This is a genomic window from Eubacterium coprostanoligenes, assembly GCF_900167205.1.
Lineage (GTDB): Bacteria > Bacillota > Clostridia > Oscillospirales > Acutalibacteraceae > Eubacterium_R > Eubacterium_R coprostanoligenes.
Genome location: NZ_FUWW01000021.1, coordinates 11,355 through 27,769, shown reverse-complemented (window position 1 = coordinate 27,769; position 16,415 = coordinate 11,355). Strand labels below are relative to the sequence as shown.

Genomic DNA, 16,415 nt, shown 5'->3' with positions numbered 1-16,415 from the left:
TGAGCATTTGGATGCTTTGAAATCGGTCTGTGAGACTTATCGGTTAGTGATTTGACTGTTCCATCGTATTTCCTGTTCCAACGCATTAATGATGATTTTGATATGTGATACCTTCGACATACAAAATCTATATCTTTACTTTGTCGGTACAATTTTACTGCGTGTATTCTTGTTGTTATTTGGTGTGGACAATATCTCTTGTTTTGTGTTATACTATTCATGGCGATTGAGTCCTTTCTTGATAGCGTGGGTTTGTGGTTATTCTTATTCTATCTTTTCTCAATCGCTTTTTCTATATCTTTTTGGTGTCACATCTATTGTAACGCTACATAGAATAATTGTTAACAATTTTCAAGTAACTTGACAATTTAGGCAAAACTTAATAAAATTATTATGTATTATTGTGTATATTTAAAAATGTAAATTTAAAGAGGGGTATTTTATGGATTACCTTATAATGATTTTGCGATATGTTGCTCCCGTTGCCGCAGTTCTTATATTGGCAACCTGCATTGTGTCGCTGTTCCGTAACCGTCCGAGAGTCCACAAACTTGCACGGCTTATCGACCAAAATGACGGCAGTATTGTGGAAATCACTCATTGGGAAACTTCAATCGGCAAGAGTAAGGCAAATGATATTGTTCTTCCGCTTCCGACCGTTGCCCGCTTCCACGCTGTTATTGCAAAAAAGCGAAACGATTGGGTTGTAACCGACACTTCCGCCCGTGCAATCGGCATTTTGGTGAACGGCGAAAAGGTGGACGGCAGTTGCGTGATTGAAAACAACGATATAATCACAATCGGCAACATTCCGCTTAAATTTGAATGTGAGGAGGCTCTTTCTTCACGCAGTAAAAAGCGGATTAGAAGCGAGGCACAGCCAAAGAGCGAAAAGGCAAAAACCGTTGCTTACGGTGTTCTTGTTGACATAAAAACAAAGAAGCCGATTTACCTCAAAAAGCAGGATGTTCTCATCGGAAGAGGCGAGGACGCAGACATCAGAATTATGTCGCAGGCGGTCAGCTCACATCACGCTCGAATTTACAAAACATCGAGAGGTTGGGCACTTTCCGATTTGGACAGCCACAACGGAACAAAGCTCAACGGCAGATTTTTGACACAGTCACAGCTTATTTTTGATGAAGATATGATAACATTCGGCGACCGAGTGTTCATCTTCTATGAGAGGTAAGATTATGAAAGATAAAATTAAAAGGCCGGTCAGAATAAAGCCGGTCAATAACTTTGCGTTGCTGTTTGTGCTGTCGCTTTTTCAGCTTGTAACAGGCTTTGCGGGCGCAAATTGCGGTGACGCTTTTGAGCCAAAAGTTATGATAGCGTTGGCACTTCTCATTGCAACGGAATGGGTGTATTTGATTTTCTTTTACACTGTTTTTCACAGACGAAATTTTGAACTCGAAATCATTGCGTTTTTCCTGTCGGGAGTGGGACTTGTGACCATCGGCAGTAAAAATGCGGACGCCGCTTTGAAGCAGTATTTTATGATTTTGGCAGGAATTTTGATTTTCATCTTCCTGATGTTCCTGCTCGGTTATGTTGATTTTTGTATGAAACTGCGCTTGTATGTGGCAATCGGAGCACTTTTGCTCTTGCTCGTCAATCTCGTCATTGCAAAAACAACACTCGGTGCACGAAATTGGATAACTATCGGCGGAATCACGCTTCAGCCGTCGGAATTTGTCAAGGTTGCGTTCATTTTTGTCGGCTCGGCAACGCTCGAAAAAATCCAAACTTCAAAGAATATCATTGCGTTCATCGGCTTTTCAATGGCAGTTGTCGGTTCGCTTATTATCATCAAGGACTTTGGCACGGCGCTGATTTTCTTTGTCACTTTCCTCATCATTGCATTTATGAATTCGGGCGACATCAAAACCATTATTTTGGCAGTTGTTTCAGCGGTTATGGGCAGTGCAATTGTGCTCAAATACCGTAGCAATATCAAGGGCAGATTTGAGGTTTACCGCCATGTTATGGAGCCTGAATTCTACTATTCAAAAGGCTATCAGCAGAGCCGTGTGCTTGTCGGTCTTGCAAGCGGAGGACTGCTCGGTCTTGGCATCGGCAACGGCAATATTCGCAATATCGGCGAGTCAACAAACGACCTTATTTTCGGCGTAATTTGCGAGGAATGGGGCTATCTTTTCGGTATCGCACTTGTGCTTTCTTTTGTGTGCATTGCGGTGTCGGCGCTGATGAATTCCATCGCCTCCCGTTCAACATTTTATTCAATCGCTTCCATTGCAAGTGCGGGAATGTTGCTTTTCCAAACCGCACTTAACATTTTCGGCATAACCGATATTTTGCCACTCACAGGTGTAACGCTTCCGTTCGTCAGCCAGGGCGGTTCAAGTATGATGTGCTGTTGGGCGGTGCTTGCGTTCATCAAGGCTTCGGATGTCCGTACCTACAATTATCTTGGAGGTGCAAAGAAGAAATGAAAATGATTACCAAACGAGGAATTTTCCTCTGGATTATGTCGCTTGCGTTCGTTGTCGGTCTTGTTTTTATGACCGTTTCGCTTGTGCAAAACGGGGACACTTGGGTTATGAAACGCTTTAATCACCATGTTTACAGCAATGGTGAACTCATCGGCGCAGGCACGATTTATGACAAAGACGGCGATGTCCTTGCCGAAACGAAGGACGGCGACCGTGTTTATTCCGATTCTGCCACAACCCGAAAGTCAACACTCCATGTTGTAGGCGACCCAAAGAACTTTATTTCAACAGGCGTTCAGTCTGTTTATTCCGCAAGACTCACGGGATACAGCCTCCTTTTCGGCGTGCATAATATTCAAAAATACGGCAAGGGCAACGACCTCAAACTCACCATTGACCGTGATATTTGCGATGAAGCGTACAAGGCACTTGACGGCAGGAAGGGAACTGTCGGAATCGTAAATTACAAAACGGGCGAGATTGTTTGTTCTGTTTCGTCACCGTCCTATGATGTTGAGGATGTTCCCGATAACCTCTTGACAAGCGAGAGATACGAGGGCGTTTACATCAATCGTCTTTTGGATGCTCACTATGTTCCCGGCTCAACCTTTAAACTTGTCACAGCGATTTGTGCAATCGAAAATATCCCCGATATTTATTCGAGAGAATGGGTGTGCAATGGCGAATATCAGCCGGAAAGCGGTGTGGCAATCAAGTGCAACGCAAATCACGGCAAGCACATCAATTTTAATGACGCACTTGCAAAGTCGTGCAACTCCACTTTTGCTCAAATTGCCATTGAACTCGGTCAGGAAAAACTTGCAACCACCGCAAAGGAACTCGGTATCGGCTCTGCCGTAACCGTCAGCGGAACTATTGATTCCTATGCCGGACATTTCGACACAACCGACAAAATCAAACTCGGTGTTGATGCTCTCGGTTGGACAGGCATTGGTCAGGGTAATACCCGAATTGCGCCGATAACTATGCTTCGAATCGTGTCGGCTGTTGCCAACGGTGGCACTGCCGTTTCGTTCAATATTGTTGATTCTCTTGCAAATCAGGCAGGAAAGGCACTCGATTTCACTTTGCCGAGCAATCAGCTTTCCATGATGAATTCCGATGTTGCGGCAAAACTCAAGAAAATGATGCGCTATAATGTCACAAATCACTATGGCGAAAGCAGATATAAAGGGCTTAATCTTTGCGCAAAATCAGGCACGGCGCAGATTGACAGCAACGAAAATCACAACATTGCGTGGTTTGTCGGCTTTATGGACGACAGCGAGCATCCGTATGCCTTTGTTGTGGTTATCGAAAACGGAAATTCAGGCTCACAAACAGCAGGACCTGTTGCAAAACGAGTCCTCACAAAGCTTGTTGAATCGGAATAATCATAACACTCTCAATATTCGCATATAATCCTTTGGTGATAATATGCGAATGTTAACTTTTAAACTAAAACCCAAAACTGCGTTCGGTCTGATTCTTCTCCTGACGGGAGTAATCGTAATTCTTGTTACCTTTGTCGGCAATCATCCGGCAAAACCTGCTTCAAAATTGCAGACGGTTTCGTGCAAAACAGTCGAGGAACGAGTGAATTATATCAATTCTCTTGGCTACAAAACCGATTCTTGCGAGGAAAGCAAGGAGATAATCATTCCGCAAAAATTCAACGAAGTGTACAATAAATACAACGAAATTCAAAAACAGCAGAATTTCGATTTGACCGCCTACAAGGGCAAAACTGCTGTGATGTACACATATCATATTACAAATTACGGCGACAACGACAATGTTATTGCCAATCTGATTGTCCTTGACGGCGAGCTTATCGGCGCAGATTTGTGCGACACCTCGGCGGACGACGGATTTTTGGTAGCACTTAATGACAAGACTTGACAAAATTTTATCCACACAACTTAATATTTCACGCACCGATGCCAAGGCACTGCTCAAAAAAGGCAGGGTTTCGGTCAACGGCACGGTCACAAAAACGGCGGATACCAAGTGCGCCGACAGCGACATTGTCACGGTTGACGGCGAGCAAATTGCGTACTCAAAATTTGTCTATATTATGATGAATAAACCGCAGGGCGTGATTTCCGCATCTGACGGCAAGGGCGAAAAAACCGTGGTTGACTTGCTCCCCGATGATATGAAAAGGCGGGGACTTTTTCCTGCCGGCAGACTTGACAAAGACACAACCGGCTTTGTTTTGCTCACGGATGACGGCGAGTTTGCTCATTCGATTTTGTCACCGTCAAAGCATATCGACAAAACCTATGTTGCTCACCTTGACAAGCCGATTACAGCAGAATTGGTCGAGGATTTCAGAGGCGGAATGACCCTCAACGGCGAAAAATTGCTTGAAGCCGAGATCACCCCGATTGACGGCGATTTGACCGTCTGCCAAGTCGTGCTCCGGCAGGGTCTGTACCATCAGGTCAAGCGTATGTTCAAAAAACACGGCATAACCGTCACCGCACTTGACCGAGTAAAAATGGGCAATTTGTCGCTCGATTCCTCTCTCAAAGCAGGCGAAAGCCGATATTTGACCGCCGAAGAGCTTGATTTGATTTGCGGTAAATAGTGGTTTTGGGGCGTTCAAAACACAATATATTGTGTATTATGTAAACTGTTAGTCAAATAGCACAAAATTTATAAAAATATTTGGTAAAAAGGTTGCAAATTCGTCAAACCTCTTGTATAATATATACAACAGGTTTGATATTTTTTTGTGCAGTATTTGAATGTGTTGCACTTTGGAGGAGTTTTTATGCCTAACAGATTATTCCAAACTATAATTAATCAAATGCGTGATGCAACGGACAGAACCATCGGTGTTGTTGACGATACCGGCTCTGTCATTTCGTGCAGTGAACTCGGTCTTATCGGCGAGTCACGCAAGGGCGTAGTTGCAGCAGGCGTTTTCAGCGGTGCGCATGTTTGTGTTGACACCTGCACATACAAGGCTTTCGGTGATGAAGTTCATCCTGAATATGCTTGTTTTGTTGACGGCACGGACGAAACTGCACGCCGTTATGTGTCAATCATTGCGGTTGCACTCGACCAAATTAAAAAGAATAATGACGAAAAATTTGACCGTTCAAACTTCATCAAAAATGTAATTCTCGACAATATCCTTCCGGGCGATATCTACATCAAATCCCGTGAGCTTCGCTTCAACAACGATGCCACAAGGGTTGTGTTCATCATCCGAGTTGCGGAGCACACAGATGTTTCCGTCTTTGATGTTGTGCAAAATTTCTTCCCGGACAAAACAAAGGACTTCGTCATCAGCATCAGCGAAACCGACATTGCGCTTGTCAAGGAAGTTCGCCCAAATGTTGATTCAAAGGATTTGGAGAAGCTTGCGCAGTCTATTTGCGACACACTCTCAACCGAGTTCTATTGCCAGGCTGTTGTCGGCATCGGCACTTGCGTAACAGGCATCAAGGACCTTGCAAAATCTTTCAAGGAAGCACAGGTTGCACTTGAAGTTTCCAAGGTTTTCGATAATGAAAAAACTATCATTAACTATGACAATTTGGGCATCGCTCGTCTTATTTATCAGCTTCCTACCACACTTTGCGAGATGTTCCTCAAGGAAGTGTTCAAAAAGGGCAGTATCGAGTCGCTCGACCAGGAAACTTTGTTCACCATTCAAAAGTTCTTTGACAATAACCTCAATGTTTCCGAAACTTCAAGAAAGCTCTTTGTTCACAGAAACACCCTTGTTTACCGTCTTGAAAAAATCAAGAAGCTCACAGGCCTTGATTTGAGAGAGTTTGACGATGCAATCGTGTTCAAAGTTGCACTTATGGTTAATAAATATCTTGACTCTACTCCAATAAAGTATTAATATATAATATATACCTATTATATAGGCGCCCCTAATGGTTAGGGGAGCTGGCAAACCGCAGGTTTGACTGAGGGGTTAAAAACCCATATTCTATTTCGGCTATATCCGACTTTGTCGGTTTGGCATATAAATGTAATCGGCTTGATTAAGTCGTTCCAAGGTATGTGGATTTTGTACATAGACAAAGCAATATAAATACCGTCCTTTAATTCTTTTTTTACAAAAAAATGATTTTTAGGAAAATTTTTGTTGACTTTTTTGTTGACTTTTTTGTACTCTTATACTATACTTATGGTGTGATCTAATCAAGAACTTTGGATTGCAATCTGATTTGGGAGGTAATAATTTAAGAATTAACACACTAAAGACTGCAGAACGAGAACAATCTGCGAAACAAAACAAACAAAACAAAAACAAAATTCAAGGAGGAGTTTTATAATGAAACTTGCAAAGAAAACATTATCAGTTGCTCTTGCTGCTGTTATGGCTGCTTCTTCACTTGCTGGCACAGTATCAGCTTTCGCTGCTGACGCTCTTCAGAATTCACCAGTTAAGTACGAAAAAATTGTTAACGGTCAAGCAACTGTTAAGGCAAATGTAACAATCGATACAACTAAGGCTGCAAAGACTGCTGACGTTAAGACCGATGAAGATAAGAAAAACAATAAGTCTGCTCAAATCGATGAAACAACACTTAGCAGCTACTATTCATTCACACCTGCAAGAACAGGTGTTTATACAATGAAGGTTGAATCAGCACCTGTTTACTATGGCTACAGCAGAGCAGAATATGCAAAGTGGGCTGACAAGAAGGGTATGACAGAAGCTGAAAAGAAAGAAAAGGCTCATGTTTATTCTTCTAAGAAAGACGAACTTTTCACAGATGTAGATTGGAAAACAAAGGTAACTGATGTTCAAGATTCAGTTGTAATTGACAATGTTGCTTCAACTGATAAGGTTGATACAGTACCTGATGCATTTATTCCTGTAACAGATGCTGGAACCCCAATCGACAGCACAGCTAAAAAAGAAACAAAGGCTATTCTTTCTTACAAGTATGTAAACTACAATGACTCAATGAAGGGCATCGTAGTAGACAAGGAAGTAAAAGACGTTGAAAATGGTAAGGAAATTAAGCTTGGCACTCTTACAGCTGGTAAGACATACTACTTCAAGGCTACTCTTAACGAAGAACTCCTTGTTACAACAAAGAATGAAAAAGACAGCAAGGATGTTGAGTATACATATGTTAAGAAGGCAGATGCTTACAACTTGGCTTCAGCAAAGATCACTGTTTCACAGAAGACAGGTATGAAGTATGATACAACATATACAGATGCTAAGGATAAGCAAAAGATTGTAGTTCCTTCTGACTATACAGTTGCAGCTGATGAGAAATTAGAATATGATTCTAAGACAAACAAGTACTATGTAGAAAAGACTGTAAAAGAAGGTGCAACAACTGCTACATACTATGGTTATGCTACAGCTGCTACAGTAGCTGACACAGCTAACGGTGCTAAGGTTACAGCTTTCACTAATGAATTTGCTGGTCTTCAGACTATCACTCTTGGTGCAAATGTAAAGACAATCGGAACAGTTAATATCGACGGTACTGATGTTCCTTCACTTAGCACAAAGGCTGCTCCACAGCTTAAGTCTGTTGTAGTTAAGAACCCAGAATTCGTAAACTTCGCAGGTCTTGGCGTTGACGCTGACAAGGTAACATTCACTGTTCCTGCAAACACAGCTGCTTGGTATGCTGCTGTTTCAGCTGGCTACAAAGTAAACGTAACTTGTGCTCACAAGTGGGTTGTAACAAAGGCTGCTACAATCTTCGCTACAGGCACAAAGAAGTGCTCAGAATGTGACGCTACTGCAACTGTTGCTAAGGTAAGATTTGCTCCAACAGCAAAGGCTTCAAAGAAGAAGATCGTTGTTAAGGGTAACGCTGGTAAGGTTGCTAAGCTTGCTGTATGGGTTTACAATTCAAATGGTAAGCTCGTAAAGAAGCAGGTTAAGAAGAACGTTACAAAGAACACAGTTAAGGTTGCTAAGGCTGGTAAGTACACTGTAAAGGTTAAGGCTTACGGTCCAAACGGCGCTAAGACAGCTTCTGTAAAGAAGACAGTAAAGGTAAAGTAAGTTTTTAGTGTTAAATAAAAATTAAATTATTATAGTTCTCAAAGTGGCCCGGTGCTCTGTTAAAGAGCACCGGGTTTTACTCTGCCCAAACCAACACAGCCCCTCCCCAACCAACACAGCCTCCCCTTGAAGCAAGGGGAGGTGGATTTTTGCAAAGCAAAAAGACGGTGGGGTTTTATCTTAATTTGTTTAATCCTTTTAACCCCTCAGTCGCACATAAAGTACGACAGCTCCCCTTACTATAAGGGGAGCCAGAGTCGTTCGCCACAAAAGAAATACTATTTTTTCGCACAATAAAAGACGGTGGGTTTTCGTTCAACCTCACCGTCTGTATTATTTTTTATTCAATTTCTCTCTTTTTTGCAAGAGTTTCGCTGATTTCGTTTTTCAAATCTCCGACAACATTATATTTAATCATTGGAATAACAGAAAGCAGTGCAAGTATGCCCGGTAGAGCAGTGTATGCAAAGAATATAATGTTCTTTGTGCCAAGTTCAAATGTTCCGCTTGCAAGCCCGTCATAGTAGCCCGAAGCCTGAACAAATATAAGTCCGACTGCTGTGCCGAGAGCAAGGCAAACCTTGATTGTCAATGTCAAAATTGAGTAGCAAGTGCCCTCCATTCGTTTGCCTGTTTTGTATTCGTAGTAGTCCACGCAGTCCGCTGTCATAATCATTGGCATAAGCGTTACAGCTCCAAACTGCAAACCGATAAGGAATAAACTTGCATAAAACAAAATCGTAAGCACCATATTACTCGGTGACTTGAACCATAAATAACCGATTACAAATGAGAAAACCGAAGCAACAAAACCGTAAACCGAAAGCAAAATATATGCGTTTCGCTCGTTAATTTTCTTGATTAACAGCGGACAAATCGCCATACTAATCATCGAACCGACCGCCGTAACAATTCCCAAAACCGCAACAAGATTTTGGCTTCCGAGGATAACTGTTGCAGCCTGAACCTGAATTCCCATTGCCATTTGTCTGCCGAATCCCAAGAAGTACGACACAATCAAAAGCATAAACGGTTTGTTGTCTTTGAGAGCAAAAATCATATCTTTTGCGGTCGTTTTTTCGCTCGATTCAACAGTAACTCGTTCTTTGTTCAGCAACGGAATAAGAGCAAACAATGCACATCCCAAAATCGCCGTGAGAATTGCCGTGCCGAGATATTCGCTTGCAATCATCGGTGTGTCGGTTTCTCCAGATTTGATAAAAACTTTTGACCCGCCCGGAATGATTAAGCAAACAATCGGAACAATAACAACGCAGGCGCTGAAGCCGATTTGCTTGAATGTGTTAGAAATCGAAACAACATTTGTCCTCTCCGTTGGATTCGGTGTCAATGCGGCAGCAATTCCCTGTGACGGAACATCGCCCATCGTCATTGCAATGCTCCAAATCAGATATGTTCCAAATATCCAAATGTAGGTTGCAACCTCGTTTTCCTTGAACGGCACATCAACAAAAACAACAGTCGTGAACACAAGAAGCGGAACGATTGAATAAACAATCATACTTTTGAACTTGCCCATCTTACTCTTTGAGCGGTCAACCAAATTGCCCACAACAGGGTCGGCAACGGCAGAAACGATTTTTGCAATCAAAATCAAAATCGCAACAACCGAAACATTTGCGCCCAAAATTGAGCCGTCAAATTCCGCTTGGTAGCTGTTCAGCAACCCGACAATTGCCTGAAAACCGAACAAACCCAACGAATAGCCTGCAATATCCTTGAAGTTCAGATATTTCTGCTTTGAAATATCTTTTGTTTCTACACTCATAGAAAAACACCTCACAATATAAAATTTTCAAAAATAAAACGCCAAGACAGAAACAATTTATTCTGCCTTGGCATCATTGCCAAAATTAAATTAATCAGAAAATACTTCCTTGAAAATGTCAACATTTGACATTCTCATAATTGAGCTGAAGAGCTTTGAGCCGTAAACAGGCATAAGGCGGTTGAAAACGCTCATTGCGTGTGCATCAAAACCGTGAACCTGCATAGGTGTCTTGTGCTCAATGCCGAACATAATCATTTTAACCATCTTGTCGCAGTCGGTTGAAATCATATCCATAACCTTTGCGCCGTTGCTCATATCAGCATCGCCCTGACCGGAGAAAATGTCTGTCTTTGTGAAGCCCGGGCAAACAAGACCAACAAACATCTTGCCTTGGAATTCAACACGAAGTGCTTCTGTGAAGCCCTTAAGTGCAGCCTTTGATGCAGAGTACATTGATGTGCCTGCAAGTGTCATAAGAGCAGCAGATGAGTCAATATTGATGATAGCCGGTGTGCTTGACTGAAGAAGCATTGGCAACATTGTCTTAACTGAATATACGCAAGAGTAGAAGTTGATGTTCATAGCTCTTTCGATTTCTTCATAAGAATATCTGTCAAATCTCTTGAACTTTGGAAGAATACCTGCGTTGTTGATGAGAACATCAACCTTAACGCCCTTTTCCTGAAGCTCCTCTGCAAATTTTTCCCAATTCTCTTTTGAACTTACATCAAAAAGCTCATAAGAAAACTGCTTTGCATAAGTTTCGCCAAGCTCATCAACGAACTTAAGCATTTTCTTTTCGTTTCTTGCCACACCGATAACAGTACAACCGTGTTTTTTAATAAGAGTTGCGGCAATGCCTGCACCCATACCGCCTGAAGCGCCGGTAACAACAACAGTCTTGCCTTGAAGCCAACATGTGCTCATATTTGTTTCCTCCGTTATTTTATTATCATACTCAATAATAATACACCATTTTTTGCTAAAAGTCAATTATATTATAAGATAGATTGTTGAGAAAGTTTCTGAATTTTGTTTTCTTGCGAAGGAAGATGTACGGTGGTACCTCGACTGAGCAAAAAACGAAAAACGCCAAAAATGCCGTAGGTTTGATACCTACGGCATTTTTAAAGCCCCACTATCAACACTTCGTGTTGCCTCCTTCGCTTATATTTAAGTGGAGGCATTATTATGTTAATTGTATTTGGCGTGTTTCAGGGGCTTTATCGGCAGTCTGACATTATAAGTACAATTTTCTGTTCATCAACTTGATATATAATGTTTAATAATGTATAATTAATATGTAATTGTTTATCGTAGGGGCGAACTGTGTTCGCCTACCGCACATATTTTTGTTATTAACCAAACGAAAGTGAGATATATTATGAATTTTAACGAATTGCCAAACGGCATGGTTGAGGGCTTTGTGCTCCTCAAAAAATGCGAAGAAAAAAAGACAAAATCAGGCTCAATTTATCTTGATGTCATCATCTGCGACAAAGACGGAGAAATGAGCGGAAAATGGTGGGATTATCAGCCAAACGGCATTTTTTCAGCAGATATGATTGTCAAAATTCGTGGCAATCTCGAACAATACAACGGCAGAGATCAGTTCAGAATTTCACAGATGCGTCCTGCTTCTTCAAATGATAATTACAACCTTGCCGACCTCGTGCCAAGCGCAGAAGTCGGCGGTGCACAGCTTTTTGATATGCTCCACAAAAGGGTTGAGGCTTTTGCGGACAAAGATTTGAAGGCAATCGTGCTTGCAATTATTGACGACAAAAAGGACAAACTCGTGACCTATCCTGCCGCACTTCGACTTCACCACGCAATCGTCGGCGGTCTTATGTACCACACAATGAGTATCGTGCGTATGGCAGAGGAAATCTGCAAAATTTATCCAAACATCAACAAGGATTTGCTTCTTTCTGGCGCAATTCTTCACGATGTTGCAAAAACTTGGGAGCTTGAAACCGCACAATCGGGACTTGCAAGCGGTTACAGCACCGAGGGTGAACTTATCGGCCACCTTGTAAAAGGTGCAATGTATGTTGAAGAAACCGCTAAAAAACTTGGAATTTCAGGTGAAAAGGTTACACTTCTTGAGCATATGATTTTGTCGCACCACGGCGTGCCTGAATACGGTGCTGCTGTTCGTCCAATGTTCCTTGAGGCGGAAATCTTGTCAACTCTCGACTCACTTGACGCAACGATTTATGAGATTAACAACGCAATTGACGGCGTTGAAAAAGGCGGTTTTTCAGACAGACAGTGGGCGCTCGACAACAGAAAATTGTATAATCACCATCTCGGCGACCCAGGCCACAAGGTGAATTTCTGATTAAAGGAGAAAATTATGGGAATGACTAATGCAGTTGAGCAGGACAGCTGGACAGAAATCGCTGTTACTGTTGACACAAAAGACATCGAATCCGCAGGCGACATTGCAAATATGGTTGTGCCGTACGGAATTTATATTGAGGATTATTCCGCTCTTGAAGAGGAAACAATGGAGATTGCCCACATTGATTTGATTGAGGAATCATTGCTTGAAAAGGACAGAACAAAGGGCATAATTCATATTTATATCAACCCTGATGAAAATCCGCTTGAGTCCACATCGTTTATCAGCGAGCGCCTTGACGCACTCGGAATTGAGCACGAAATCACAATTTCCGACTGCAAGGTGGAGGATTGGCAGAATAATTGGAAGCAGTATTTTCACCCTATGCCGATAGGTAAGAAGTTACTTATCCGTCCTGTTTGGGAAGAAAATTATGATGCGGGCGACCGCAAGGTGCTTGATATTGAGCCGGGTCTTGCGTTCGGTTCGGGCTCTCACCCAACAACACAGCTTTGCCTCGAAACGCTCGAAAAATATGTTGACGAAAACAGCACCGTGCTTGACATCGGTTGCGGTTCGGGCATTCTTTCAATCGCAACGCTTCTTCTCGGTGCAAAGTCGGCATTCGGAGTTGACATTGACGAGCTTGCTGTCAAAACTGCCAAGGAGAACGCACTCCAAAACGGCTTTGGTGAGGACAGATTCACCGCCGTTCAGGGCGATTTGTCCGACAAGGTGAGCGGCAAGTTCAATGTTGTTGTTGCAAATATCGTTGCCGACATTGTTATGCAGTTCAACACGCAGGTTGGCGAATTTCTCACAGATGACGGCGTTTACATCACAGGCGGAATTATCGAAAGCCGAGAGGATGAAGTGCTTTATTCCTTTGCTCAAAACGGCTTTGAGGTTATGGAACGCCTCGAAAACAACGGCTGGCTCGTTTTCGCTCTCAAAAAAGCATAATATTAATGTATTTAACACCGTAGGGGCGAACTGTAAATAAAAATCAAATAACCGACCAAGGCTCTCCTTTTAATAAAGGGGAGCTGTCGCACTTTATGTGCGACTGAGGGGTTAAAAGAATTTGATATAAATTTTGCACCCCGACTTTACATAAAGCGCAATTTTTGCACTTTTGATGTTGACAAGGTGCAATTTTTGCACTATAATACGATAGAGGTGCAATTATGAGCGAACTTAAAAAATTGAGAGTATCAAAGAACTTAACCCAACAGCAGGTTGCTGATATGTTTGGTGTTTCGTTGCGTTCTTATAAATCGTATGAAAATGATGAATCAAAGAAAGACACAATAAAGTATAATTATTTTGTTGAGCAACTAAATTTAATTAATCCCGTTGATGAGGAACACGGAATACTTGAAATCCAAAATATAATTGATGAATGCGGTTCTGTTTTTGAGAATTATGATGTTGAATTTTGTTATCTTTTCGGCTCATATGCAAAGGGCAGAGCAACAGAAACCAGCGATGTTGATTTGTTGATTTGCACCGAAGAAAGAGGATTGAAATTTTTTGGACTTGTTGAAGATTTGAGAAATGCACTTAATAAAAAAATTGATGCATTAGATATAAAACAACTCAATAACAATCCTGAATTACTTCGAGAAATTTTGAGGGACGGTATAAAAATTTATGGATAACATTAAAAACGATAGCTATTATATTGAAAAAATAGTAAACGATTTGCGATTTATTTCGTTTCATATGGCAGATGTGACTTTGGAGGAATTCGGTAAAAACGATATATTGCTTGATTCGATGATGTTTAGAATGATTCAAATATCTGAAAATTCAAAGCGTTTAACCGATGGATATAAATTGAAAAAAGCAAATGTTCCATGGAATTCGATTTCGGGATTGCGTAACCGTATTGTGCACGACTATGGAAATGTTGATTTGAATGTTGTTTATGATACTTTAAAAAATGACATTCCCGAATTGTTAAATATGTTTGATTAAATACCGTATGGGCGGAACTGTAAATAAAAATCAAATAACCGACCAAGGCTCTCCTTTTAATAAAGGGGAGCTGTCGCACTTTATGTGCGACTGAGGGGTTAAAGGACTTAGCATAAGAATTTTGTAGCAATGCAAAGTTCTTTTTGTTTTGGGGTATTATCCCCTTGCATTAATTCGGGATATACTATATAATAATTGTGTATTTAAAATTTTTAGATTGCGAGAAAGATATGGAAAAGATTTTAGTTTTGGACTTCGGCGGTCAGTACAATCAGCTTATTGCCCGTCGTGTGCGTGACCATCATGTTTATGCCGAAATTTTGCCTTATACCACCCCGCTTGAAACTATCAAAGCAAACGGTTACAAGGGCATTATTTTTACAGGCGGACCTAATTCGGTTTTTGATATGTCGTCACCTCATTATACAAAGAATATTTTGGACCTCGGTGTGCCGATTCTTGGAATTTGCTATGGCTGTCAGCTTATCGCTTGGATGGGCGACGGCGAAGTTAAAACCGCTCCTGTGTCCGAATACGGCAAGATTGAACTCAATGCCAAGGACTCCGTGCTTTTCAAGGGCGTGCCTGAAAAGTCGGTAGTTTGGATGAGCCACACAGACTACATTGCAACTCCGCCGCAGGGATTTGAAATTATCGGCTACACCGACGACTGTCCGTGTGCCGCTATGGAGAACAAGGCAAAGAATATTTACGCTGTTCAGTTTCACCCTGAGGTTACTCATTCCGAGTACGGCAAGCAGGTGCTTTACAACTTCCTTTACGAAGTTTGCAAGTGCTCAGGCGACTGGGTTATGGATAATTTTATCGACAATACTGTTAAAGAGCTTCGTGAAAAAATCGGCGACAAGCATGTAATTTTGGGCTTGTCGGGCGGTGTAGACAGTTCTGTTGCAGCAGGCTTGCTTTCCCGTGCAGTCGGCAAGCAACTCACCTGCGTTTTTGTTGACCAAGGTCTTATGCGTAAGGACGAGGGCGACTTTGTAGAAAAAACTTTCACCGAACTTTTTGATATGAATTTTGTTCGTGTAAATTGCGGCGAGCACTTTATGGAATGTTTAAAGGGCGTTACAGATCCCGAGCAAAAGCGAAAGATTATCGGCACGGAATTTTACAAGGTATTCTGGGACGAAGTCAGAGCAAGAGCCGCAGAGGGATTCTTTGCACAGGGTACAATTTATCCTGACAGAATTGAGTCCGGCAAGGGCAAAAGTGACGGCAAGGCACAGACTGCCGTTATCAAAACTCATCATAATATGGTTGAAAAGCCAAAGGATATTTCGTTTATTGACACAATTGAGCCGCTCGGCGACCTTTTCAAGGACGAAGTAAGAGCAGTAGGCGAAAAACTCGGAATTCCTCACGAGCTTGTATGGCGTCAGCCGTTCCCGGGTCCGGGTCTCGGCGTCAGAATTATCGGCGAAGTTACAGCCGAAAAAGTAAGAATTTTGCAGGATGCCGATTGGGTACTCCGTGACGAAATGAGCAAAAACGGTTACGAGAGCAACCTTGCGCAGTTCTTCTGCGTTCTTCCGGGCGTCAACTCCGTAGGCGTTATGGGCGACCACAGAACATATGACAATGTGGTTGTCATCAGAGCCGTTACAACCGATGACTTTATGACTGCCGACTGGGCAAGAATTCCGTATGATATTCTTGCCAAAGTCAGCAACCGCATCACAAACGAGTGCGCTCATATCAATCGAGTGGTCTATGATATAACCTCTAAACCACCCGGAACAGTTGAGTGGGAATGATTTCACACCCTTAAAAAAGCCCATAAATAAAGGCTTTTTGCCGTGCTTGTGC

At 42.0% G+C, this 16,415-nt stretch carries 15 protein-coding genes; 12 read left to right on the top strand and 3 right to left on the bottom strand.

What is annotated here, in order from left to right; genetic code table 11:
* On the bottom strand, positions 1–221 hold a 221-nt coding region (locus B5D29_RS08620; RefSeq protein ID WP_143406705.1), incomplete at its 3' end, for a transposase.
* A gap of 221 nt (positions 222–442) precedes the next feature.
* Here B5D29_RS08620 and B5D29_RS07810 point away from each other — a divergent pair.
* The 7 genes from B5D29_RS07810 to B5D29_RS07780 all read left to right on the top strand — a co-directional run bounded on the left by B5D29_RS07810 (position 443) and on the right by B5D29_RS07780 (position 8,469).
* Positions 443–1,192, top strand: a complete 750-nt coding sequence (locus B5D29_RS07810; RefSeq protein ID WP_078769012.1) for an FHA domain-containing protein — start codon at positions 443–445, stop codon at positions 1,190–1,192.
* A 4-nt stretch (positions 1,193–1,196) separates the two neighbouring features.
* Positions 1,197–2,459, top strand: a complete 1,263-nt coding sequence (locus tag B5D29_RS07805) for an FtsW/RodA/SpoVE family cell cycle protein (protein ID WP_159443444.1) — start codon at positions 1,197–1,199, stop codon at positions 2,457–2,459.
* The gene (locus B5D29_RS07800) at positions 2,456–3,853 is read left to right on the top strand and encodes a penicillin-binding transpeptidase domain-containing protein (RefSeq protein ID WP_078769010.1); all 1,398 of its coding nucleotides are present in this window, start codon (positions 2,456–2,458) and stop codon (positions 3,851–3,853) included. Before B5D29_RS07805 ends, B5D29_RS07800 begins: the two co-directional genes overlap by 4 nt.
* Before the next feature lie 49 nt (positions 3,854–3,902).
* Positions 3,903–4,361: a DUF4830 domain-containing protein gene (locus B5D29_RS07795; RefSeq protein WP_159443443.1), complete on the top strand. Its 459-nt coding sequence runs from the start codon at positions 3,903–3,905 to the stop codon at positions 4,359–4,361.
* Positions 4,348–5,052 carry a pseudouridine synthase gene (locus B5D29_RS07790; RefSeq protein WP_078769008.1) on the top strand — a complete coding sequence of 235 codons (705 nt, stop codon included), beginning with the start codon at positions 4,348–4,350 and terminating at the stop codon, positions 5,050–5,052. The genes B5D29_RS07795 and B5D29_RS07790 overlap by 14 nt, the downstream gene beginning before the upstream one ends.
* A gap of 186 nt (positions 5,053–5,238) precedes the next feature.
* A complete protein-coding gene (locus tag B5D29_RS07785) occupies positions 5,239–6,324 on the top strand; it encodes a PucR family transcriptional regulator (protein WP_078769007.1) in 1,086 nt (361 codons plus the stop codon).
* A 438-nt stretch (positions 6,325–6,762) separates the two neighbouring features.
* Positions 6,763–8,469 (top strand): hypothetical protein, encoded by a 1,707-nt coding sequence (locus B5D29_RS07780; protein WP_078769006.1) that lies wholly within the window; start codon positions 6,763–6,765, stop codon positions 8,467–8,469.
* Between the two features lie 340 nt (positions 8,470–8,809).
* Here B5D29_RS07780 and B5D29_RS07775 read toward each other — a convergent pair whose 3' ends face one another.
* Entirely contained in the window at positions 8,810–10,258 is a 1,449-nt protein-coding gene (locus B5D29_RS07775) for an MFS transporter (protein WP_078769005.1), read from the bottom strand.
* A gap of 90 nt (positions 10,259–10,348) precedes the next feature.
* The gene (locus B5D29_RS07770) at positions 10,349–11,188 is read right to left on the bottom strand and encodes an SDR family NAD(P)-dependent oxidoreductase (protein WP_078769004.1); all 840 of its coding nucleotides are present in this window, start codon (positions 11,186–11,188) and stop codon (positions 10,349–10,351) included.
* 457 nt (positions 11,189–11,645) lie between these two features.
* Between B5D29_RS07770 and B5D29_RS07765 the strand changes: the two genes are divergently transcribed.
* From B5D29_RS07765 to guaA, 5 genes are all read left to right on the top strand, one after another.
* On the top strand, positions 11,646–12,605 hold the full coding sequence (locus B5D29_RS07765; RefSeq protein WP_078769003.1) for a 3'-5' exoribonuclease YhaM family protein: 960 nt from the start codon (positions 11,646–11,648) through the stop codon (positions 12,603–12,605).
* 15 nt (positions 12,606–12,620) lie between these two features.
* The gene (gene prmA, locus B5D29_RS07760) at positions 12,621–13,571 is read left to right on the top strand and encodes a 50S ribosomal protein L11 methyltransferase (protein ID WP_242941764.1); all 951 of its coding nucleotides are present in this window, start codon (positions 12,621–12,623) and stop codon (positions 13,569–13,571) included.
* 224 nt (positions 13,572–13,795) lie between these two features.
* Positions 13,796–14,269, top strand: coding sequence for a nucleotidyltransferase domain-containing protein (locus B5D29_RS07755; RefSeq protein WP_078769002.1), 474 nt, complete (start codon positions 13,796–13,798; stop codon positions 14,267–14,269).
* On the top strand, positions 14,262–14,588 hold the full coding sequence (locus tag B5D29_RS07750; RefSeq protein WP_078769001.1) for a HepT-like ribonuclease domain-containing protein: 327 nt from the start codon (positions 14,262–14,264) through the stop codon (positions 14,586–14,588). Before B5D29_RS07755 ends, B5D29_RS07750 begins: the two co-directional genes overlap by 8 nt.
* Positions 14,589–14,818: 230 nt before the next feature.
* Entirely contained in the window at positions 14,819–16,363 is a 1,545-nt protein-coding gene (gene guaA / locus B5D29_RS07745; RefSeq protein ID WP_078769000.1) for a glutamine-hydrolyzing GMP synthase, read from the top strand.
* The last annotated feature ends 52 nt before the right edge of the window (positions 16,364–16,415 follow it).